Origin of the sequence: Neobacillus niacini, from assembly GCF_000759675.1 — a bacterium.
Lineage (GTDB): Bacteria > Bacillota > Bacilli > Bacillales > Cytobacillaceae > Neobacillus > Neobacillus niacini_A.
Genome location: NZ_BAWM01000020.1, coordinates 339,855 through 364,076 on the forward strand (window position 1 = coordinate 339,855; position 24,222 = coordinate 364,076).

The 24,222-nt window shown below is 38.5% G+C and carries 20 protein-coding genes; 10 read left to right on the plus strand and 10 right to left on the minus strand.

What is annotated here, in order from left to right; translation table 11 throughout:
• Positions 1–409: 409 nt before the first annotated feature.
• The gene (locus TR08_RS32505) at positions 410–583 is read right to left on the minus strand and encodes a hypothetical protein (RefSeq protein ID WP_193747723.1); all 174 of its coding nucleotides are present in this window, start codon (positions 581–583) and stop codon (positions 410–412) included.
• 97 nt (positions 584–680) lie between these two features.
• Entirely contained in the window at positions 681–1,427 is a 747-nt protein-coding gene (locus tag TR08_RS11580; RefSeq protein ID WP_045518340.1) for a GntR family transcriptional regulator, read from the minus strand.
• Between the two features lie 691 nt (positions 1,428–2,118).
• Between TR08_RS11580 and TR08_RS11585 the strand changes: the two genes are divergently transcribed.
• From TR08_RS11585 to sleB, 6 genes are all read left to right on the plus strand, one after another.
• The gene (locus TR08_RS11585; protein ID WP_045518341.1) at positions 2,119–2,718 is read left to right on the plus strand and encodes an NADPH-dependent FMN reductase; all 600 of its coding nucleotides are present in this window, start codon (positions 2,119–2,121) and stop codon (positions 2,716–2,718) included.
• Between the two features lie 77 nt (positions 2,719–2,795).
• Positions 2,796–3,170, plus strand: a complete 375-nt coding sequence (locus TR08_RS11590; RefSeq protein ID WP_370576299.1) for a GntT/GntP/DsdX family permease — start codon at positions 2,796–2,798, stop codon at positions 3,168–3,170.
• A 151-nt stretch (positions 3,171–3,321) separates the two neighbouring features.
• On the plus strand, positions 3,322–4,383 hold the full coding sequence (locus TR08_RS11595) for a glycosyltransferase (protein WP_152597396.1): 1,062 nt from the start codon (positions 3,322–3,324) through the stop codon (positions 4,381–4,383).
• The gene (locus TR08_RS11600) at positions 4,383–5,723 is read left to right on the plus strand and encodes a hypothetical protein (protein WP_045518343.1); all 1,341 of its coding nucleotides are present in this window, start codon (positions 4,383–4,385) and stop codon (positions 5,721–5,723) included. The genes TR08_RS11595 and TR08_RS11600 overlap by 1 nt, the downstream gene beginning before the upstream one ends.
• Positions 5,720–6,715 carry an NAD-dependent epimerase gene (locus TR08_RS11605; protein WP_045518344.1) on the plus strand — a complete coding sequence of 332 codons (996 nt, stop codon included), beginning with the start codon at positions 5,720–5,722 and terminating at the stop codon, positions 6,713–6,715. The genes TR08_RS11600 and TR08_RS11605 overlap by 4 nt, the downstream gene beginning before the upstream one ends.
• Before the next feature lie 305 nt (positions 6,716–7,020).
• On the plus strand, positions 7,021–7,737 hold the full coding sequence (gene sleB / locus TR08_RS11610) for a spore cortex-lytic enzyme (RefSeq protein WP_045518345.1): 717 nt from the start codon (positions 7,021–7,023) through the stop codon (positions 7,735–7,737).
• 124 nt (positions 7,738–7,861) lie between these two features.
• On the opposite strand, the gene purU is transcribed toward sleB, so the two are convergent.
• Positions 7,862–8,761 carry a formyltetrahydrofolate deformylase gene (purU, locus tag TR08_RS11615; protein WP_045518346.1) on the minus strand — a complete coding sequence of 300 codons (900 nt, stop codon included), beginning with the start codon at positions 8,759–8,761 and terminating at the stop codon, positions 7,862–7,864.
• 143 nt (positions 8,762–8,904) lie between these two features.
• Here purU and TR08_RS11620 point away from each other — a divergent pair, with 143 nt between their 5' ends.
• Complete coding sequence (locus TR08_RS11620) at positions 8,905–9,624, plus strand: metallophosphoesterase family protein (RefSeq protein WP_045518347.1); 720 nt, start codon at positions 8,905–8,907, stop codon at positions 9,622–9,624.
• A 66-nt stretch (positions 9,625–9,690) separates the two neighbouring features.
• Positions 9,691–10,164, plus strand: a complete 474-nt coding sequence (locus TR08_RS11625; RefSeq protein ID WP_045518348.1) for a GNAT family N-acetyltransferase — start codon at positions 9,691–9,693, stop codon at positions 10,162–10,164.
• Positions 10,165–10,198: 34 nt separating this feature from the next.
• Here the strand turns inward: TR08_RS11625 and TR08_RS11630 are convergent, their stop codons facing one another.
• Together TR08_RS11630 and galE are read right to left on the minus strand one after the other, a co-directional pair.
• The gene (locus TR08_RS11630) at positions 10,199–12,292 is read right to left on the minus strand and encodes a sensor domain-containing protein (RefSeq protein WP_045518349.1); all 2,094 of its coding nucleotides are present in this window, start codon (positions 12,290–12,292) and stop codon (positions 10,199–10,201) included.
• A gap of 608 nt (positions 12,293–12,900) precedes the next feature.
• Positions 12,901–13,872, minus strand: coding sequence for a UDP-glucose 4-epimerase GalE (gene galE, locus TR08_RS11635; protein WP_045518350.1), 972 nt, complete (start codon positions 13,870–13,872; stop codon positions 12,901–12,903).
• A 223-nt stretch (positions 13,873–14,095) separates the two neighbouring features.
• Between galE and TR08_RS11640 the strand changes: the two genes are divergently transcribed.
• Entirely contained in the window at positions 14,096–16,162 is a 2,067-nt protein-coding gene (locus TR08_RS11640) for an ABC transporter permease subunit (protein ID WP_045518351.1), read from the plus strand.
• 317 nt (positions 16,163–16,479) lie between these two features.
• Here TR08_RS11640 and TR08_RS11645 read toward each other — a convergent pair whose 3' ends face one another.
• A complete protein-coding gene (locus TR08_RS11645) occupies positions 16,480–17,691 on the minus strand; it encodes a helix-turn-helix domain-containing protein (protein ID WP_045518352.1) in 1,212 nt (403 codons plus the stop codon).
• A gap of 133 nt (positions 17,692–17,824) precedes the next feature.
• Here TR08_RS11645 and TR08_RS11650 point away from each other — a divergent pair, with 133 nt between their 5' ends.
• The gene (locus TR08_RS11650) at positions 17,825–19,117 is read left to right on the plus strand and encodes an MFS transporter (protein WP_045518353.1); all 1,293 of its coding nucleotides are present in this window, start codon (positions 17,825–17,827) and stop codon (positions 19,115–19,117) included.
• Positions 19,118–19,281: 164 nt separating this feature from the next.
• On the opposite strand, the gene TR08_RS11655 is transcribed toward TR08_RS11650, so the two are convergent.
• From TR08_RS11655 to TR08_RS11670, 4 genes are read right to left on the minus strand one after another with little or no spacing between them, the layout of a single operon-like run.
• Complete coding sequence (locus TR08_RS11655) at positions 19,282–20,199, minus strand: 4Fe-4S dicluster domain-containing protein (protein WP_045518354.1); 918 nt, start codon at positions 20,197–20,199, stop codon at positions 19,282–19,284.
• 35 nt (positions 20,200–20,234) lie between these two features.
• Positions 20,235–21,068, minus strand: coding sequence for a dimethyl sulfoxide reductase anchor subunit family protein (locus tag TR08_RS11660; protein WP_045518355.1), 834 nt, complete (start codon positions 21,066–21,068; stop codon positions 20,235–20,237).
• Positions 21,069–21,083: 15 nt separating this feature from the next.
• Positions 21,084–21,629, minus strand: a complete 546-nt coding sequence (locus TR08_RS11665; protein WP_045518356.1) for a DMSO/selenate family reductase complex B subunit — start codon at positions 21,627–21,629, stop codon at positions 21,084–21,086.
• Positions 21,630–21,648: 19 nt separating this feature from the next.
• Positions 21,649–24,222: a molybdopterin-dependent oxidoreductase gene (locus tag TR08_RS11670; RefSeq protein WP_045518357.1), complete on the minus strand. Its 2,574-nt coding sequence runs from the start codon at positions 24,220–24,222 to the stop codon at positions 21,649–21,651.

Here is a 24,222-nt window from a genome sequence, read left to right on the forward strand (position 1 = left end):
GATATGTACTGTATTTTAATCAATCTTTTTTACAAACGGCCGAACATTATTTTACCCCCCCTTCAGAATCAAATTTGCTTTCTGCTTAATGGTAAGTGATAGATATTAATAGAGTGTAAATTTAATGTAAACATTCTGTAATATCGATATATTGATATTATGTTATAACAATATAATTCAAAAGTTAAATCCTGTGAAGACAGGATTTAACGAATATTCAAAATAACCCCAGTCCGTACCTTGAGGATAATATATTTCACCAGAATCTATTATATAAATTGTTCCACCCGGCACATCAACCGGTGGAGATGTAAAGTTGTTTCAGTTAATCCACTATTAGGATTGTCCAAATTGGATTTTGCAACTAGTGGAAGTTTTTCGCCAACTAGGCTATTAACAATCGAGCTGTTTACACGGTTGCAGCTGCATTATAGGCTGGATGGATACGATTATGATTGATGTCTGTTCCATCGCTATTTACATGATATCCATAAACACAATCTTTTGCTTTTCTTCCATGTATGATTTCATCACTTTCATTCATCTCTGGAGTAGAGAAGACAGCTAACTGATATTCGATCATTAAATAAAAAAGATATTCAACATCATAATGTTATGATAATTGAATACCCAAAAAAATATCTATTGCAATACATTTTCCAGAATTTTAGAATTTCTCTTTAAGTGGTCGAATTAACGTCAATATAATAACGATAATAGTCTCCATTATAATAGCATTCTGTATATTCTGCAAAATCAACATCTTTACAAAAAGTTTTTTTTACCCGTTTTAGGACTGGAGTATCTTCTGCAATATTTAATTCCCCTATTACTTCTTCCGTTGGCTTTACTGCTTCTAGATATTCTTTAATCTTCGAAATGTGAATACCTTTTTCATTTAACATTTTGGATAACGAGCCATAATAATCCTTTGGGTCTGTTGGTAAAATAACAGTTGTTTTAATATACGTTTTAAAATAGACCATTACATTATCTTCGGTACCTCGTACCCGTCTTATCTCATATACATTTTCCCCTGCAGAAATATTTAATTGCTTCGCAACATGCTGGTCTGCTTGGACTATTGATATATTTGCTTTTAAAGTAGTTGCTTTTTTTCCTAGTTCATTCATTTCAAAGGTGAAGCCTCTAACATGCGTATAATAGTTATTTTTTTCTTCAAACTGCTCGTTTTGATCTAATACGAAAGTACCTGTCGGTCTTTTTCTAACTAAGTACTCTTCCCAAACTAATTCATTGATGGCTTCCCTAACAGTAATTCTACTGACGTCATAGGTTTTACAAAGCTCTAATTCAGAAGGGATTTTATCACCTGGATTCCAAACTTTGTTTTCGATTTTCTTCTTGATATCTTTCTTCACCTGAATATAGAGGGGTGCCGCCTCTTTACTTGTATCAAGTTTCATTTTCTGCAAATTCCTCCCAAACGTCAAATGCTTTTTACATTCTTTTCTTCCCTAATATACTATAAATTTCAGCTCTATTAAAATAAAGAGAAAGTGTCTCACTGAAAAATTCAGAAAGGCACTGTTGCAATTCTTTACTTATTATACGTAATTTTGAGCCTAACGCATTTGAACACCTTTGCTTAGTAAGGATTGCTGCCTATTTCAGGAAAATTTAGTTTGGTTAGCTACATTAGTTTTCTTTTGAGTATTTGATTAAAAAAACAATTTCATCATTGGAGAGGTCACAATAGTTGTCACAAGTATTACGACGTCCTCATTGTTTTCGTCGCTGATAACATTGTAGCCATGAGGAATTAATTTGACTCCTTTTGTTTTTACACAATTATATGGACTTAATCTTTTCCCAAGCTTGGTTTGGGCTTCATAAACCTTTCATGAGTACCATTTTCCCTTTTCCATGCTTAGTTTTGGCTTCATGAATCCTTCACGAGGTTCATTTCTTCTTACCCAAAGCTTTTTTTGAGTTTCATGAACTTTTTAATTCTGAAATCAATCTCTTGACATTGAGATAAATCTGTATTATATTTATCTCGAATTAAAAATATTTTATTTAATAATGTTTTAATTCAAAACAAACGAAATTGAAAAACCTAAATAGATCAAAAAACAACAGCAAGGGGTGCACAAAATGGGTTTTTTAAACAAATTATTTGGTAATTCACCTAAGGAGGAAGAAACAATGACAAATCCAAAACTTAAGATTGGTATTATTTTAGGAAGCACACGTCAAGGACGTGTAAGCCCACAAGTAGGCGAATGGGTTAAAGGTATTGCAGACCAACGCGGAGATGCAGACTACGAAATCGTGGATATCGCGGATTTCAACCTGCCATTCTTAGGTACAACTGATGGAACAGAACCAGGAATCGCTGCTTGGAATCAAAAACTTGCTAGCTTAGATGGATTCGTATTCGTTGTTCAAGAATACAACCACAGCATTACAGGCGCTTTAAAAAATGCTCTTGATTTTGCACGTGAAGCTTGGAATGACAAAGCTGCTGGTATCGTAAGCTATGGTTCAACAGGTGGAGCTCGTGCTGCTGAACACTTACGTGGAATCCTTGGCGAATTGAAAGTTGCTGACGTTCGCACACATCCAACATTGTCATTATTCACAGACTTTGAAAACGGATCTGTATTCAAACCAGCTGATTTACACCAAACAAATATGAAAGCTATGCTTGACGAAGTAATCGCTTGGAGCGGCGCTTTAAAAACAATACGTTAATTCTCAATACAACAAAAAGTAACCCCCTATTTTAGGATAGTGGGTTACTTTTATCTTTTTATGTAGAACTTGATCGTATAAAAGAAAAAGAATTTACAGAAGCAGAAATGCCAAGTTTTGCAGTTAGCTTACTTGCTCCATTAACACCTGCCATCATCATCACTGCTGCAACCATTCTGAATTATTTCATAAAAGAAGGTTCTACCACTTATCAAATCGTCAACTTCTTCGGAAGTGCAGAAATCAGTATGAATGTAAACCCTGTATTAATGGTACTAGCAACAGCTGCAGGTAGTAATACTATTACACATGTGAACGATGCTTCCTTCTGGTTATTCAAAGAGTACTTTGGATTATCGATTAAAGAAACCTTCAAAACATGGGGTCTTCTGTTATTCGTAAACTCCATTGTTGGTCTTGGAATTGTATTACTTCTAAGTTTATTTATTTAATAAAAGAGTTGCGCCCCAGTCTATTTTTGACTGGGGCGTATTTTTTTGTCATTTGTGTTTTTTCCAATTTGTCCAAGCCTCCTTATTCTAATTGCATACCTTATTTTATAGAAAAAAAGTTTATATACTTTCTTGAAAGGAGATTAAACAATTGCCAAAAGTTATGCATTTGAACCTTAGAGTTGACCCGACTCAATATATTCCTCAGATTCGGGAAGTACCTGACTATGGTCATATTCATTTGGTCAGACAGCCAAAGTATATGGTAAATCTGCCTCTACTCAATGAGCAGGTTCACTACCTCAGTGAAATTTTCTCACCAGAAGAATATGTTAAAAAAAACAGGGTATCACTCATTCATGCCCATCATGGCCAATTAGGTTTATTATTACTTCCATTTAAAGAGGAAACCTCCCTGCCTCTCATAACCAGTTTCCGTGGTAGAGATGCAACCCTCGCCCATCAGCCTGTAGGCTATTTGGATGGAATGAAAATGCTTTTTGAACAAGGTGAGCGCTTTTTACCAGTTTGTCAGTATTTAGCGCAAAGAATTAATATGTGGGGATGTCCTGCCGATAAAATCAGAGTACTATATGGAGGGGTAGATCTTAGTCTTTTTCCATACAGAACGCCAAATCTAGATGACTCACAAAACATCATTTCCATAGGAAGATTAGTAGAAAAGAAAGGCCATCATATCTTAATGCAGGCATTTGAAAAAATCAGAGATAAATTTCCCAAAGCCACGCTTACGATTATCGGCGGAGGTGAACTGGAAGGGTATATTAAGTCGCTTGCCACGAAACTTAATTTAGGGCCTTCTTTTCGTCTATTAAATCATGTTCCAAAAAGTCAAATTCCAGAATTAATGGGACAAGCTGATTTATTTTGCGCACCAAGTTTAACTTCCTCCAAAGGAGATGTAGAAGGGATCCCGAATACAATAAAAGAGGCAATGGCAACCGGTATTCCCGTTCTCGCGACCAACCATGCTGGTATTCCAGAAATTATTACAAATAACCAAAATGGAATATTAGTGCGGGAAAGCGATGTAGACCATCTTGCGCAAGCATTAGAATTTATGTTACTGAATCGACACCTATGGGAAAGTTATACCATTTCTGCACGTCAAAAAGTAGAACAACACTTTGACCAGAAAAAGCAGCTAATCTTGCAGGCGAGATATTATAATGAATTGTTAGGGGGATCATAATGGCAGATTTTAAATCAATTAGAGTAACCAAAGGTGTGAAAACCTTAGAAATTGATAATCCCACTAGCTTTCCTCTTATTGGAATGGGTGCACAAGGAGCTGTATTTAAACTTTCGGAGGAGCGATGTGTAAAAATTTATACGAATACTCTCCAAGCAAAAATGGAATTAGAAGCTCTGAAAGCTGGACAGCACTTAGAGTTTTTCCCACGATTATATGAGTATGGTAAAAACTATATCGTCATGGAATACTTTAATGCTCCAACATTAAAGGAATACCTCCGGAACAGCACGTTCATCCCGGAATCCATTACGAAAAAACTCCTGTCTATGTTAAGCGAAATGAAAAAGGCGAAATTTACGATGGTCGATGCCCCGCTACGGCACATCTTCGTCCTTGAAAATGAAGAACTAAAAGTAATTGACCACGTAAATGCCTTCAAGCGGGTCCATCCTGTTCCGCTTAAATTATTAAGAGATTTAAACATCATCCTATTAAAAGAATCCTTCCTTTCCCAGGTAAGAAAATTAGAACCCAGGACATATGAAACATGGCAGAAATATTTTAATGAAAACAAAATGGACTATCGAAACATTCCCGTCTATTCGGGAGGAAATGGCGAAGGAGTAAAAGTAGATAGCGCCATCTCGCAAACATTAATTGGAGCTGGGCACCAAGGGGCTGTCTATCGTATAGCAGAAGATAAATGCGTGAAGATTTATGGAAAACCGGAACATTGTGCCCTGGAAAAAAAGGTTCTATTGTCTAATCAAAAACTATCATTTATTCCAAAGGTCCATGAAAAGGGTGAAAATTATGTTGTAATGGAATATTTAGTTGGACCCGATCTAAACACCTTTCTAAAAAAACAAACTACACTTCCATTGAGCGTGACAGAACGCTTACTAAACATTCTAACATCCCAGAAACAAGCAGGATTTAAACAGCTCGATGCCCCATTACGGCATGTTTTTGTCACCAACAAAGGGTTTAAAATGGTCGACCACGTGTACTCATTCTCTCGCATACAAGAAAGACCACTAGAACTTTTTCAAAATCTTCATGAGAGAGGATTCCTAGAGGCTTTCCTAGAACAAGTAAAGGTTCTTGACCCTAAAACACACGCTGACTGGACAAAAAAACCGATTCCACTCACAGATGAAGAAGCACAGAAGGAGATAAAGAATATTCCCACTGAGTACAAAGGAAAAAGAGACCACGGTCGTAAAAGAGGCGATCATCGTAAAAATGATCGTGACCATAAAAGAGGCCATTATCGAAAAAAAGAGCATGGTCATAACAAAGACAATCATAAAAAGAGATCTGGTAGAAGAAAATGAACATTTTAGTGACTGGTGCGGCAGGTTTTATTGGGTTCCATCTTTCTAAACGTTTGTTAGCTCACAATTATTCTGTAATTGGAGTGGACAACCTTAATGGATATTACGATGTTCGTTTAAAGAAAGAACGGCTAAAGATATTAGAGAGTAATGAGAAGTTCCAATTTTATAAAGTAGATTTAGTAAATCAAGAAGCATTAAACCAAATTTTTAAAAATCATTCTATCCCAATTGTGATCAATTTAGCTGCTCAAGCAGGAGTCCGTTATAGTCTTACCCATCCACAATCCTATGTTCATTCAAATTTAGTAGGGTTTGTTAATATTCTAGAGGCATGCAGGCATTATCAAGTGGAGCACTTACTTTACGCTTCGTCTAGTTCCGTATATGGAGCAAATACAAAAATCCCCTTCTCAACCCAGGATTCCGTCGATCATCCCGTAAGTATCTATGCGGCAACCAAAAAAGCGAACGAATTAATGGGCCACACTTATAGCCATTTATTTAATATCCCCACCACGGGTCTTCGTTTCTTTACTGTTTATGGTCCTTGGGGAAGACCGGATATGGCCTATTATTCTTTTACAAAAGATATTATCGAAGGGAAAACGATAAAAGTATATAATAATGGCGATATGAGCAGAGACTTTACTTTTATCGATGATATTGTCGAAGGAATCGTCAAATTACTTGATCATCCTCCTAAACCAGATACAAAAAGAAATCCATGCCCAAGCTCGAGTCATGCTCCCTACAAAATCTATAATATCGGTAACAATAGCCCCGTCAGATTAATGGATTTTATTAACATTCTAGAAAATCTAATTGGCAAAAAAGCGAAATTAGAATTCGCCCCAATGCAGCCTGGAGACGTCAAAGAGACCTATGCGGATATTACCGATTTGCAGAATGATGCCGGATTCACTCCTGAAACTTCATTAGAAATTGGCTTAGGGCATTTCGTAGAATGGTATAAAAATTTTCATGATTAGCCAAATCGAATCCCTTCTATTTAATTGAGGGGATTCTTTTTAAAGATATGAGCAAAAAATCGTACCAAATAACTTTATAACGCATCCAAACAAACCTGGAAACTTCGTCTCACTCAAAGCAAGTGCTTGGGATGACGCAGGCAACAGCATTACCCAAGAAGTTATTAAAGCCTATGGACTGAAATAATGAAATAACCAAAAGAGATCGGTTTATTTAACCGGTCTCTTTTTATGCTACATAAAAGTGTAAAAAATATGGAAGCATATTACTGTACTGTTTTATAAATCGTTAGGAGGTTGAACCTGTGCAGAGGAAAGCGATCTTTAAGATTCTGCTGATATTGATTTTTCTAACTGTAACATCTTTAGCCAATAGCGATCAGAGTAAAGACATTCAAGCATTCTCTACCCAGGTACTCCAGCAAGGCTCCTCTGGGGAAGACGTGATCGAGCTACAGTCGCGTCTTACTTATAATGGCTTTTATAAGAGTAAGATAGATGGTGTTTTTGGTTGGAATACATACTGGGCAGTTCGGAATTTTCAAGATAAGTTCGGTCTTCCTGTCGATGGGATTGTAGGGGAAGAAACGAAGGCAAAGCTTGTGAAAGCAACAAAATATGAAAAGAAAGGCAATACAGGCACTACTGCCAATGTTCCTAACGGTTATAGTCAAAACGATATCCAATTAATGGCGAACGCCGTATACGGAGAATCACGCGGGGAACCTTACATTGGTCAAGTTGCTGTTGCCGCCGTTATTTTAAACCGAGTCCAAAGTGTCTCTTTTCCTAATACGGTAGCAGGCGTTATCTATGAACCTGGAGCATTTACTGCTGTTGCCGATGGACAAATTAATTTAACACCTAATGAAACAGCAAAAAAAGCTGTATTGGATGCTGTAAATGGATGGGATCCAACTGGTAGTGCCATTTATTATTTTAATCCAGATACCGCAACAAGCAGTTGGATATGGAGCAGGCCCCAGATTAAAAAAATTGGAAAACATATATTTTGTAAATAAAAACGAAAACTGTCATCTACAATTGGAATTTTCGTAGATGACAGTTTTTTTACAACATCTATACCATTTTCAACCAGAGTAAAATAGAAATTGAACACAGCAACATGATGCGTTCACCCATTTTTTAGAAAACGATCGTTTTGTTTTGATGGACAATAATCCGGTCTTCAATATGCCATTTTACCGCTCGAGCCAAAACACTTCTTTCCACTCTTCGTCCAATTTTTTTCAGATTGTCCACATCATCACGGTGATCGACGCGGGCAATATCCTGTTCAATAATTGGTCCTTCATCAAGGTCATTGGTTACATAATGGGAGGTCGCTCCAATTAACTTTACACCGCGGGCATGGGCACGCTCGTATGGTCTTGCACCAATAAACGCAGGTAAAAAAGAATGATGAATATTAATGATTTTCTTTGGATTTGCTGCGACAAATTTAGGAGTTAAGATTTGCATATAACGCGCCAATATCACTAAATCAATCTCATACTCTTCTAATAGCTCAAGCTGCTTGGCTTCCACCTGTTCTCGAATATCCTTATTCGCAGGAATATAGTAAAACGGGATATTCAATCCTTCCACCGCATCTCTTGCTTCCTCATGGTTACTGATAACAAGGGCAATGTCCGCCATTAAATCACCGCTTTGCCATTCCCATAGCAGTTCGAGCAAACAATGAAGCTCCTTCGACACAAAGATTGCTGCTTTTTTCACATGATAGACATGCGTTAATTTCCAATCCATCGAAAACTTCTCAGCAATCGCAGCAAACTGCTCCTCCATCTTCTTCGCCTTTTCCTTTAGACCCGAGCATTCGAATTCAATTCGGATAAAAAACACTCCGCCTTCTGGATTGGTAGAATATTGACTCGATTCCATGATATTGGCTTGATACGAAAATAAAAATTGCGAGATGGCTGAAACAATCCCTGGCTGGTCCGGACAGCTGACAAGCAAACGTCCACGATTACGGTTCTCTTGTTGAAATTTTTCTAATTGGTCTTTAATATATGATTTCATCGTCATAACTCCTATATTATTATTAGAAAGATTATACAGCAGACAGCTCTTATAGGCTAAGTTTTTTTTGGAAATTCTATACAAATTCGATTTTACAAACAAATAATGGTAATATTTTTTATATAAAGGAGGTTGGTCATGATATGAAAATTGCTTTCATTTCTGACATTCACGGGAATGCTATCGCGCTTGAGGCTGTTCTCGAGGATATTAAGAAGCAAGGGATTGATAAAACTTATGTGCTTGGTGACATCTGTTATCGTGGACCAGAGCCTAAACGTTCTCTTGACCTAGTCCGCTCTTTACATACTGAAGTAATTAAAGGAAATGCCGATGAATGGGTGGTGCGCGGTGTCCGGGAAGGTGAAGTGGCTGATCAAGTCCTAGGGTTAATGAACCATGAACGTCAATGGATTGTGGAACAACTAGAACCATCAGACATCGAATATTTAGAGATCCTGCCTGCTCAATTAAATATTTCCATCGAAGATGTTGAGATTTCAGCGTTCCACGCTACTCCAACGAGTTTATTTGACATCGTTCTTCCAAATGCAGATGACAACCAAATCGAAACCGTATTGATGCATGCACAAGAAGCACAAGTATATGTTTATGCACATATCCACAAACCTTATATTAGATTTTTAAATGGCAAGGTCATTATGAATATCGGCAGTGTCGGTTTACCGTTCGATGGTCTGGCAAAAGCCTCTTATGGTCTAGTTGACATCGAGGATGGTCATTTGAAAACATCCATCAGGAGAGTAGGTTACGAACTCGAAAGGGTCGTGAAACTCTATCATGAACTCAATTATCCAAATGCGGAAATGATGAGTAACGTTATTCGGACTGCTAGAATTTAATGACAAAATCGCTGCTCACTTAATGGCAGCGGTTTTGCTTTGACTTATGAAAAAAGGAGTAAAAAAATGCAGTTATTGGTAAGAAATATGACTGAGGAATATGCAAAACAAATCCTGACTTGGAAATACGAAGCACCCTATGATTTTTATAATAATGAAGAAAGCTCTAAATCTCATAGCGAATTGCTAGAAAACCCCTATTATGCAGTATTGAATCAAACCAATGAACTGGTTGGTTTCTTTTGTATTGGAAGCGCGGCACAAGTCCCATACGGTTCTACAGTTGGAGCCTATCACGAGGATATAACGGATATCGGAATTGGAATGAATCCTTCCTTAACCGGTAAAGGTTTGGGAGCAAAATTCTTCTCGTTTATCCTATCTTATATTCAAGAAACCTATAAGGTTGATTCTATCCGGTTAACGGTTGCAAAATTTAATCAAAGAGCCATTCATCTTTATACGAAACTTGGATTTGATAAAAAAGTTGAGTTTAGTAGAGAAACAACAGAATTTATTACGATGGTAAAAAATTATTAATAATTAAGTGCCGTAGACAATACTGTCTCCGGCCTTATTGAAATTTACCCTGTAATCCCTGCCGTTCAGTCGTAAAAAAAATCTCAACCCTATCAACACTCGTTGGCCTGCTAAAATAGTAGCCCTGCATGTTATGACAGCCGATACTGCATAAGAATTGATATTGTTCTACCTCTTCTACACCCTCTGCTACAACATTCATTCCTAGGTTTCTTCCCATTGCTACTAATGTTCGACAGACAGACCGCTGATTTTTATTCTCTAACCCTTCTATAAAGGATTTATCAATTTTTATCGTATTAAATGGATATTGCACAAGGTAACTAATCGAAGAATAACCAACACCAAAATCATCGAGGATGATATCGACTCCATTATCCTGTAATTCTTTGATCGTATTTAACGTTTTCTGGACATTGGTCATTGCGGTTCTTTCTGTGATTTCAATTTTCAAAAGATTAGATGGGAGCTGATAGCGTTCCAATGTGTCCTTGACACTTTCCAGGAACGACTCCAAATTAATTTGCCTAGCTGGCACATTAATCGATACATAAAATGGCGGCAAGTTCATATCTGCCCATACTTTACGCTGTCCGCAGGCTGTTTCCAACACCCAGTTGCCTAACTTTATGATTAACTCCGACTCTTCAGCAATTTGAATAAATTCTCCTGGTGGTATTGCCCCCAAAACAGGATGATTCCATCGAAGCAGTGCTTCTAGCCCTATCACTTGTTTTCCGTACACATCCACAATCGGTTGATATTCTAAGTATAATTCATTCTTTTCAATGGCTTTATGAAGGTATTGTTCAAGCAGCAGTTTTCGCGAAAGACTTTTCGACATTCCTATTTCATAAGGCTGAATTCCTACTCCGCTTTCCTTTGCAAGGTTCATGGCATGATCTGCCTTTTGAATTAATCCTTCAGCCTCATACCCATGATCAGGGAAAATACTCATACCGATGCTGGCACTCAGTACATACTCATTATCAAGCAGTCGGATTGGATCTGCGATTACCCCATTAATCCTCGCTGCCGTTTCATGAAGGTCCTCTTTTGTGGACAAGTTTTTAAGCAATATGACAAACTCATCCCCGCCTTGTCGAGAGATAATATCATCACTTCTCAAACTGTCCTTCAACCGGTCCGCAATGACCTGTAAAACCTTATCCCCCATCTTATGACCAAGGGAATCATTGATAAATTTAAAACGGTCAAGATCCAAGAATAAGATCCCAACCATCATTTTCTTTTCCTTTGCTTCCGATAATGATTTATGAAGTTCATGATCCAATTTCCTTCTATTTGGCAAACCGGTTAAAGAATCGTGAAAAGCTAAAAAAGTTAATTTTTCCTCTGCCTTTTTTCGCTTTGTAATATCCACTACAATCCGATCCAACCTGACTGGCTCATAGGAATGCTCTGAAAAAATAGGAACGATAAAATCAGAAACCCACTTTTGCTCACCGCTTTTACTAACAATACGGTATTCATGCAGAGAAGATTTCCCCTGCTTCACCAGCTCGATTTGCCTTAATGCACCCTTTTTATCCGCAGGCAGGATGAGTTGTTCCCACAAATGTGATTCCGTAAGAAACTCGTCTTCACGATAGCCAAAAATGGTCTGACATACTGGCGAAATCGAAATGGTCTCCATGGTTTTGGCATCCAGCGTCCATAAACAAATCTCAATGCCCGTAAAGATATTATCCCAATTACTAGGGATCGAACGAGTGGAATGATGTTTTTCGTTCGTCGCAGCGGTAATATAGCCACAGATACCCAGAATCACACCATCTACTTCAACTGGAATGGAAAGAATATTTACGACCATTACATGACCGTTCCGATGTCTTAGCTTCGTTTGAAAGCTTAACCTGTCTCCCTTAAGAACAGCTTTTATATGCTCGATCGCCTTATCAATCTCCTCTTCTTCTAAAAACGAAACAAAATTCCGTTGATATTCATAATGTCTGTTATAACCTAGTAATTCTTGAACAGCTTTATTTGAAAAAACAATACTGCCCTCCAAATCTATCAAATAACAAGGATATGGCACACCGGAAAGTAAAGGCTTACAAATTTCAACAAAAGAACTCATATCAGACTTTGTGACCTTATTTCTCAAGAGAAAACTCCTTTCCACGATCACTGAGAATCAAACATTTACTTAATGTGACCATATCCTAAACTCTCGTAAATAGATGTGATAGATATCAACAAACTCAGACATTTTTTTCACCTTCTACTTCTAATCAAACGTTTGATTAAAAGTACCTCAATACCTTAGGAAAAACGAACCTATATCAATTTCCCAGAAAATAACCTGTCGAATTAAAACTGGTTATTTTTATAGAATAAAGTCGAAAACAAAATCACCTAGTATGACAGGCTTTTTGTTTTTTCTCATTTTCTTTTTGGTATTCTATAATCAGGTACATGTTACTTAATCAATATGAATTAAGTAATTTGAACCATTGTTGCTGAAAGCGCATTAATTTATAATGAATGATACCAATCGAAAAAATAAAAAGATAATCTACAACTATAAAAAGGGAGTGGATTTCATGGACGAGCAGGGTAATTTCGCTTATGGGCTAGTTTGGGGTACTTCTTTAAGTGTACCATTATGGATTGCGTTTTTCGGTTGGATAAAATTAATCATTCGATTTATATTTTAATTCATATAAATAATAAAATACCCTTGCCCGCTGCTGCGGACAAGGGTATTTTTTATTAATACTGCTGATTGTTATGCCATTTCCAGGCATCTGCAATAATCTGTTCCAAACTCCGCTCGGCTTTCCAGCCTAATTCACTGTAAATCTTTTGTGATGAAGCGACCAGCCTAGCAGGGTCCCCTGCACGACGATCAGCCATTTCAACATTTGCTTTTACCCCAGTTACCTTCTCGCACGTCTCAATTACCTCTTTTACCGAAAACCCGAGACCATTTCCTAAATTATAGACCTCAGCACTTTTCTTCTCACTTAATAACGCCTCTAGTGCAAGGATATGTGCACTGGCCAAATCAGTAACATGTATGTAATCACGGATACATGTACCGTCAGCGGTATCATAATCAGAGCCGAAAACAGAGACCTTTTCGCGCTGACCTAATAGCTGCTGAAGAATAATCGGAATTAAATGTGTTTCTGGGTCATGGCTTTCACCAATCTTAGAGGATTCATGAGCACCTGCCGCATTAAAATAACGAAGAACTACATAGCGCAAGCCATAGGCTTTAGAAAAATCAGCAAGCATTTGTTCTATCATTAATTTAGAATGACCATAAGGGTTGATCGGTGATGTTACGGTTTGTTCATCAATGATCTCAACATTTGGTATCCCGTAAGTGGCTGCCGTTGAAGAAAAAATAAAGTTTTTCACATTGTTTTTCATCATTACTTTTAAAAGAGTTAATGTAGATGCTACATTATTTTCATAATACTTGAGAGGATCAACCACTGACTCTCCTACCAAGCTAAATGCCGCAAAATGCATAACAGCCTTAATTGGATAACTAGAGAAGATCATTTGTAAGTCTTCTTCATTTCCAAGATTCCCCTCGACAAAAATGGCTCTTGTATCAATCGCTTCACGATGACCTGTAGACAAGTTGTCTAAGACAATTACCTCTTCTTTTTCCACTAATTCCTTAACAAGATGACTGCCTATATAACCAGCACCGCCAACGACAAGTATCATAATCATTTCTCCTCATGAAAAATTATTTATTCAATAAATATCATTTTATCACAAATTTATTGTAACAAAATTACTTTTACTTTCGTCAAATTCGCATGATTGAAATTATTGGAAATTAAATAGGTTGAAAAGGGGGAATATTTGGAATATAATTTTCTTTACGTGACACTACTTCTATTATACAAATGTAATAATTTAGAGAGGGAAAATGGGGTGAGAGAATTTGAAGATTGTTAGATTAATTACATACTATCTACTTGGAATCGTATCTATATTTTGTGTAAGTATTTTCCCACAATATTTTTCCACTAGAGAAAATCCAGTTTCACCAGGGTATTTTGAACAATTAATCTCTTTTGGCAAGGACTTGTTTAAATCAGAATCATGGATATATAAGTTCGAAAGTTCGCAAACTGGCGGTACCCCAATGATGGAGATTATGGGACCGGCATTTATTTATTCCATGCAAATTCTCTTAGGTGCTCTATTGGCAGGGTTCAGTATAGCGCTTTTTCTTGCTTTAGGGTCATCCTTTTTACCCAAAGCCGTACTTAGTCCGATAAAAAGAATACTTGATGTTTTAGAGTCTGTTCCTGATTTAATCCTCGCTTCGTTATTACAAGTATTATCTATTGTTATCTTTAAGTCGTTTGGAGTTGATTTATTTCGGGTTGCCAGCTATACAGAAAAAGCTTATTTTGCTCCGATTGTCACTTTGGCAATTTTACCGCTTGTGTCCATGTTCAAGATTTTACTCCTTATGATCGAGGAAGAATTTTTGAAGGTTTATGTCACCTTTGTAAAAAGCAAAGGGATAGACAAATTCAATATTTTAATCAAACATGTATTAAAAAATATCATGCCACTTTCGTTTCATCACATTAAGATTATTATTTGGGGGACACTCTCCAGCCAATTTATTATTGAACGGGTGTTTAATGTCCACGGACTAACATTCTACTTACTTGATAACTTCCAACCGATAACGATTTTTGTTACACTCGGTCTTATTTTTACACCCTTTTACTTTCTATTCCAGTTAGTAGATATTTGGCTTAAAGAAGATCAACCACTATCATACGAACCGAGACGAGGTTCCTGGTGGCGCAAATGGCGTATGGGAAATATGGTTGCAGGGACAAAGAGGTTCTTTGAAAACATCCTTTATTCTTTCCAATCTATTAATCTAAGAAAAATATCGCCCTTCCGCCCTATTATCCATGCACTGTTTACATTTTGGAGGCATATGAAAAATTGGAAGTTCGCACTTGGAGCCTTATTTTTCATTGTAACCATCAGCTACAGCATCATTTATTCGGTTACAACCGATAACCACGTCGATCAAGTAAGACTTTATTACTCAGAAGATGGTATGAAGCTGATAAGTGCCATGCCGCATGCACCAACAAAGCCTTTTTTCTTTGGTTCAGACAAACTAGGGTTCAGCCTATTTGACCAATTAGTGATTGGCGCGAAGTATACGTTGATCTTTGCCTTGTTAATAGCCTTATTGCGTGTTCTCGGCGGGCTTTTGTTTGGTATCTTTTATGCTTTTCACTTAGGACCCCGCAACCAGCAATGGCTTGGAAAGTTAATAGATTCCATTCATTTCCTCCCTTTAAGCTTGGTTGCGTACATCTTGTTGGCACCAATCTTAATGCCGACATTAACCGGTTTGGGCTATGAATTCACCTATACCTTTACCGAGCGAATTTTATTAGAAATGTTCATCTTAACCATCCTAGTTGTTCCGTTAACAACGGTTTTATTAGGAAAAGAGATACAGCGAGTTCTGGATTATGAATTTATTTCCAGTGCGCGAGTTTTAGGCGGTAACAGATTTCATCTATTCTGGCGTCACATATTCCCGCATATTGGTCCCCGTTTAACGATTTTATTTGGGACTCAATTTATCCAAGTATTATTAATCTTTATTCATTTAGGGATTTTTAAATTTTTCTTTGGCGGGACAAAACTTAGCTTTGATCCGATGGGAGGGGATCCTCCAGTATCACTGACAAATGAATGGTCAGGATTAATTGGCGATTTAGGAAGAACCACCATCAGTTCAGGCCGCTACTGGTACTTGTGGATTTTAGCTGCTTTCATGCTTGCGATTTTTGCAATGCAGCTCATTATTCAGGGAGTGAAAGAAGTTCAGCAAGTAAAAGTGGGAGTGTTATATATACTTCCAAAAACCCGTAAACAAAAGGTCAAGAAGAAAGAAAAAGAGGTTCAGTCCTATAAGGTAACAAAGGAAAGCTTTAGGGGTATTGAAAGAGGAATTTAGGTAATTGTCTTTTCATAACGTTAGTGGTAACCATGAGCACTCCTTGGTTACCACTTTTTCGATTCCCACTTGATTTCAGTCACCAAGAGCACTCCTTGGTTACCACTTTTCTGATTTTCCTTTGATTTGGGTCACCAAGAGCTCTTCTTGGTTACCACTTTTTTGATTTTCCTTTGATTTCGGTCACCAAAAGCCCTTCTTGGTTACCACTTTTTCGATTTTCCTTTGATTTCGGTCACCAAGAGCCCTTCTTGGTGACCACTTTTTCGATTTTCCTTTGATTTCGGTCACCATGAACATTCTATGGTTAATTTTCATTAGATTGTACTGTACGTTTCTATAGCAAATTCCTTAAAAGGCGTATGGGGAAGGCTGCTGAAATTCTCCACGGCCAGTTGCGCAGCTTGATTCGCCTCTTCCATTTCTCCAAGTTCACGATGGCAAAGTGCTTTGTAGGCATACCGAACATAAAAGAGTGACAAGTCAAACGGATGGTGCGTTGAGGACGGCGTCTCTACTTTTTCGAAATAAAGGATTGATTCTTTAAACTCCCCAAGTCCATAGAGGGATTTTCCTTTTTCAATTAGGTATAAAGATTCAACGACGTCCTTCACCTTCGGATTTGCCAAATACTGATCAATCATCTCCAAAGCCTTTGAATACTCATGCTTCTCCGTATTTAGAGACATAATGACGATAAGGTCGTGAATGAGGATGGATAATAAATCGTCCGCGAACTCACCGTATTGCTTTAGCTTTCGTAAATACAACTCTTGGTTTTCATTATCATTTCTCATCATAGCCTGTCCTGCACCTAGTCTGTATAAATCATCAATGCGATAAAAGATTTTGTGCTTTTTTGAAAAATCAATCGCCTTTTCCATCACATCTTTTGCAGCACGATCATTACCGACCGCAAAATGTAGTATGGCTTCTGTATAGTCAAGGTCAACCCGTGTCATCGGATCCATATAGACATGGTTGGATTCGATCTCTGCACGCTCCCTTACTAATACCTCTAGTGCCACCGAATACTCATGTTCAACAAACTTAACCATTGAACGAAAAATGGAAATTTGTGCACGGTTGGATGTCAGATTCATCCTGTCATACATAGCCGCCGCTTGGTCCGAAAACTCCTCCCATCCAATAATTTTTTCTTCATAAAGACTGCGGCAATAGATATCTAACAGGCGTGCCGACTCATATCCTTGGGTAAGATTTTTTAAATAAGGTTCAATAAGAGATAGCAGCTGTTTATATTTATCTGGAGCCATTTCTGATTTTTGATTGTATAACATTTCAGCTTTTTCAAGAATTCCCCTTAATTCCTGTGTGCTGATTTCCTCCAATAAATCGGTCACTTCCACATCCAGCCCCTCAGCAATATACGCCAAGCTTTCCATGGATGGCTTCGCTTTATTGTTTTCGATGAGGCTGAGCATCCCCTTCGTAAGTCCTTCCCCTGCCAGTGCTTCAAGTGTCAGCTTTTTCTGCTTTCGTAATTTTCGTATTCGGTCTCCTAACAAGAATCGAGCACCTCCTCAGAATGGATAGTTTAATTATATTAAACTTTTCCTTGAAATGGAAGAAAATACATGTTATGATTTGTTTAATTAAATTAAACTTTTAAAAAATAATCCTAAGAAATGGGGAAATTTTATGAATAGCAGTATGATGTTGAAAAAAGCGACTTATCATCTCTGGACGTTTACCATAAGCAAACTGATTTCATCCTTTGGTTCTCAGGTATACTCGTTTGCGATTAGTTTTTACATTTTACAAGCAACAGGTTCTGCGAAGAGCTTTGCTTTGAATCTTATATGCAATGTGCTGCCACGTACGATTGCGGCGCCATTTGCAGGCTATATCGTCGATAAATATTCACGAAAAACAATTGCGATTACCTCTCAGATTGCAACGACCTTAGCCATTGGCGGATTATTAGTTGTTAGTGTGACCTCAGGATTATCTTTAACCGCTATTTACATCACTTCCTGTATTTTGTCGCTTACATCGATGTTGTCGGGTGTGGCGTTTACCTCCTCCATTACTGGGCTTGTGGACGAAGCAAGAATTCAAAAAGCAATGTCATTAAATCAGATGTCGATTTCATTTGCAGCCATCGCCTCTCCTGCTGTTGGAGGGTTATTGTATGGAGTCATTTCCATGCCTTTATTCCTTATCGTGTATATGATTGCTTCTGGTGTCGCGATTGTTCTCGAATCCACAATGAATTTCACCCTGTTTTCCAAACAAAAACCTGAATCAGTAGAAAAAGAATCCGTATGGCAAGGGATGAAGGCGGGTGTTTCCTATTTGAAATTGCAGCCGCTGTTGATGACCATTATCTGGATTGCCTTATTAGTTAATTTTCTTTTCAGTGCTTTTCAGGTTGGATATTCCTATATCCTCATCGAAAAATTAAAAATGGCCTCCCAGCATTTTGGTTTTACCGAAGGTGCCTTTGCCGTCGGGATGTTGTTGTTATCAATCTATTACTCAGTTCGGAAAGAAGTGAAGTTTCCTCTGCTTGTCGCTAAAAAGGGAATACTGGTTATGGGGGCAATTATGGGTGGTACTGTTTTCCCTTTACTTGTCACAATGCCTTATAACTCAATGTTCGCATACTATATTATTCTTGAATTAGGTTTAGGAGCGATCATTATGATTATCAACACACCAACACAAGTGATGATGCAAAAACAAATTGCTGACGAATTTAAGGGTCGGGTATTTTCTATCGTTGAGACCATCGCGATGGCTTTATCGCCGCTAGGCATGGTGATATATGGATTTTTATACGATGTCTTCCCTGCGGAATGGGTCCTGCTCTTGACATCAGGTCTATTTGTGGGAGTTGTTCTAATCTTAGCAAGACCTTCTGTCATCCGAAAAGTACACCCGGAGCTTTCTGTGGAAAAAGGATTGAAAAAAAGGGCAGAAGCTTACTAGTTTGTAGATATCTTCAAAAAGTGTGTAGATATAATAAGATTTTGTGTAGATATAAATCGAAAGTCTGTAGATAAAGGATCATTTCATGTAAATATATACCAAATTTATGTAGTTATCCTATTAAACTAAAAACGCCTTCTCCAAAAATGGGGAAGGCACTTTAGTCAAACTTTACTATTTAAATAACCAGCTTTCCGCTTTGCGCAAATAGGGCATTTGATGTCATGTTTGGAAAGTGTTTTAAAGCTGTCCTTACAAACCACACAAGTGTTTGAATAAGTCTCAAGTGTTTTCGAAACTGCCTTCGATACATGAGGGCGTATTGTGATCGCTTTTTCCGGACAAACATCCACACACAACTGGCAATCAGAACAAGCCTGAGGTGACACCTCAAAACTGTCATCACCAATACGGAAACATTCCTTTGGACATAATGCTTCACAAGCACTACACAGCGTACACTTTTCTCGCTCAACCACCACATCAAAAAACTGATGTTCAGAATAATAACGGGATAAATCGAAATTGGTATGATTGAATCTCCATTTCGCTGGCGTCACTTGTTTTACAAGCGACTTCCCCTCTTTCCCCCAAAGAGAAAACAATTCTCGTCTTGAAACAGATTCATTTTTTTCTGATGGAGGATATCCTGTCTGGATGAAGAACGTACTTTTCCCCAGTTCCTGCAGAATCGTATTGGCGTCATGAATTCGATGATTCCAGACTTTTCGCAAATCCTCTGAAGAAAATAGGATAGAGGTGATTCCCTTGGCATGAAAAACGAGTAGTTCCTTCCTCGATGGGATCATTCCAGCTTCGGCAACCAGTTGATTGCGGACAATCGTCCGCTTTGGAAAAATACCTTCAACCGCTTGAACCGGACAGAATGCCATACAGTTCCCACATTCTACACATTTTTCAGCTTGAATAACAGGCAGATGATTCTTAAGTGTAATAGCCTCTTCTTTACATGATTCAACACACTGATTACAAGTTGCCCAAGGGCTTTTACCGCGCACACAGGAATCAGATACATGAAATTGATAATCAAGACTTTCTACCCATTTATCAAGCATCCCCATTATTTATCACCTCTACCTAAGGATTTAAAACGATATTACGCACCTAAAACATAAAATACATATCTGCTCATACCCTCTGCAGCAACAAATACGAGTAGTGCAGCGTAAACAAGTAAGTAATTAATTTTTGGTTTGGAGGATAATGATAGATAACCCATCACTCCAAGGCCGAGCATTTCAATCGCCCAACGGAAACCAACCATTCCTGAATAAGATTCAAGCTTTGCAGCGGCTGTTTCTCCTGTGACTAATTGGACCTCCGGGGTATAGCCAGCAAACATAGCCGCACCGATTACCTGAATGGCAACACCGAATATCCCGATGAGGAATGCCCATTTGACAATCGTCTTCATTTCTTCCCCTTTAATACTCTGGAGCATCATACTTGCCCCAAGAACAGGTCCGAGTGAAAAGGCAGTTCCATAGAAGACAACATACGTATTCAAATGATCCCATCCGTTGACGCGTGTAACAGCGTAAGCAGACGCCATACAATAAATATCAACTAATCCAACAATTCCTGTTATCAACAAAAGAATTGGATGGACCTTCTTTTGAACGAACATCAAACCGGTCGTTAAACAAACAAGAGCAATGAAAGCACCGGTAAAAACGATTTCGTTACTCATCCATGACCGCCCAAATCCTCTTAAGACATTAAACGCATTCTCTGGACTGCCGAGGTGAAAAAATGAAGCAATTAACCCAATAAACGATACCACCACCGTAACAAGAAGTGGTAATTTCATAGCTTTTAACTTATCGCCGTTCGATGCTGCGATTCTTCCATAGATCAACCATAGAAAGAGAACACTGCCGACTGCAGCTGGAATCGATACGGTAAATAGTAACAATGGCCATTCATGCATTCCAAATCCCTCCCTTTAGATTAAGTCCGTTCCACCAATAATCAAATTTGGTTTTGTGATCGTAGAGCTTGGCAACCCTTTGATATCCGCATTGGCACCATATTTTGCACGCAATTCGTCGATTGGACCAAACTCAATCGCACGCATGACACAGGAAGATACACAGACAGGTTCTTCACCTTTTTCTCTTAAGTCAAAGCACGTATCACACTTAGTCATTTTTCCAATTTCTTCATTGTATTGTGGTGCACCGTACGGACAATTCCACTCACAATATTTACAGCCAATACATTTCTCATGATCAACAAGGACGACTCCATCCTTCTCCCGCTTATACATACCACCGGTTGGACAACCTTGGACGCAAGCTGGTTCATCACAATGATTGCATGAAATAGAAAGATGATAAAGCATGGGCTTTGGAAAATGTCCTTCTTCAAAATCGTATACTCTACGGTAATTCCTTCCTACTTCTAGAGAGTTTTTATCCTTACATGAAACGGTACACGTCTTACAACCGATACAATCTGCAACGTTTATATAAAATCCCATTTGCACCATGGATTAAACCTCCTTCTATTTAAAATTTAATGATGCGCTGATCCCACTTAACATCCTCGATTAAAGGTTCGCCATCCCATTTTTTCATGTTACAAACAGCCGTATTCCATCCAGATGTTCCAAGACCTGTGGCAATTGGGCCAGTAAGCATATTATCTGCTCCTGCTTTATCTACCTCTTCTTTTTCATCTAGTTGAACCCATGCACCATGTGGCAGAGCGATTACACCAGGCGTCATTGTTTCTGTTAGATGAGCCGGCCGTAATGTTTTTCCATATTCATTATATAAAAGAACTGTATCGCCCTCTTTGATTCCGAGGCGTTTACCATCACTCATATTGATAAAGACTGGATTTGTCCATGCTTCACGAAGCTGTTGAACATTATCAAAGGTACTGTGTGAACGTCTTAAATAGTGTGGATTGTATACCTGGAATGGGTAATCGCCCTTCTTTTTCTTTTCCCAATTTTCAAAGGTATCTTCAAACCCTTTGGTTTTTGGTACGTATTTAGGAATTGGGTCGATTACTGTCCAGCCGCCCTTTGATTCTTCGTGTATTGTCTTACAATGGATTTCAAATTTTCCACTTGGTGTAGAGAGCGGATTACTTTCTGGGTTTTCAACAAAGCTTTTATAAGCGATAAAGCCGAAATTATCGCCAGGCTTTCGTGGAACCTGATAGACACCCTGTTCGATTAATTCCTTTAACCCAATTCGTCCTTGCTGCGGTGTACCCATTACGCCCCATTCTTTAATGTCCCCGGCGGTAATCGTTACCAATGGCTCATAATCGACTCCATTTGCGGCGATTACTTTACTGGTTGCTAACTTGTTAAAAAAGGCTTGTTTTTCATTAATTGGATAAAGTAGTTTAGAATCTAAGCCAAGTTTCTCAGTTAATTCCTTTGCTATTTGCACATCACTCTTCGCTTCATATAACGGAGCTATAACGTTGGAATACACAATATACATTTCACGATTGCCCTGAAGCATTCCACCTTCTGTTTCCCATTCCGTCGTTACAGGCAGAACCACGTCTGAATACTTTGCATTCGTGGTTAATACATAGGCATGTGAAACAACAAACTCTACCTTTCGATGTGCTTCAATTCCCATTTGGATCGCACCACGTGTTTGAAGAGTTGCATTAAATTGATGATAGATTAATTGAATATTCGCTTTCCGCTCTCCCTCACCTTTTTGATGGAACTTTCCATCTAAAACGGCTGTGAAGATTTCATTATGATTCAACATATTGGTCACAGGATTCTTTACAGATAGGTATCCATCATTTCCTGCTTTTACTAACCATGGTCCGCCATTACCGGCAGCTCGATGGCAGCTAACTCCTGTCATACTTCCTGAACGGCCCATATGTCCTGTCATCATGCCAAGAGTTGAAAATGCTTGAACCCAACCTTCACCATCATTAATACGTGCAGGTCCCCAACCAGTTAAAAGAGCAACTCTATTCGTTGAGCCAATTTGACGAGCTAAATCACGAATTCTAATCGGTTCTACACCACAAATCTCTGAAGCCCATTCCGGTGTTTTCGGAAGATTGTCATAGGTTCCTAGAAGGTAATCTTTAAAGTTTTCTTTTGGATCGGCACCTTCTGGCATATGACTAGCATCAAAGCCTACCGTACAACGGTATAAGAAATCCCAGTCAATTAACGGATTGGTAATCGGATCATCTTCATCTAATAATGCATTCATAATCCCTAGTGCTAGTGCATGGTCTGTTCCAGGTCTTACTGGAACCCAATCGGCTTTGAAGGTTCTTGCTGATTCTGTATAAGAAGGATCGATTGAGATAAATCTTGCTCCAGCCTTTTTTGCCTGCATAAAATTATAAGTAGGACTTCCTGGGCTGCTCCATGCTGGGTTTTCTCCCCAAAGAACAATTAATTGTGAGTTTCTCAGGTCGATCCGGTCGTTGATACCAAGATCAGTCCAGCCCTCGGCCACACCCATCATCGTTGGCGCCCAGTACCAAGCACCCCAAGAGGTGGTTCCATAGTCTGTTGTGCAGCCTCCGTTTAAGGATAATACCTTCGTAATTTGACCAGAACCGGTAGCCCATAGAGCTTCATTTCCGTATTTTTTTGAGATTCTAGTAATCTCACTTGAGACAATATCAAGTGCTTCAGCCCAAGAAATTCTTACCCACTGGTCTTTACCTCGCAGCCCTTTTTTACCGCCGCCAACTGCCCAGTTTTTTCGCTTCATTGGGTATTTCAGACGATCGGCACCAAATACTTGATGACGCTGTGAACGTCCTCGTAAGCATCCACGTTGCTGTGGAAAATCAGGACTATCTGGATGTGTGTCATCGGTTTTTTGACGAACTACAACACCATCTTGGACAAGAACTTTGTTCACACAACGGCCGCCGCAGTTGTGCCAGCATGCTGCTGCTTTCCATATTCCTTCACCATTCTTATCCTCTGTACCAATGCCTGTTTCTGCTTTGGCAACTAAACCTCTAGAAACGGGTATGGCCGCAGTCGCTGCAGCGGCACTAGTCCAGCCAATAAACGACCTTCTTGTCATCTTAAAATCTTTGATTTTTTGTACAAGATCCAACAT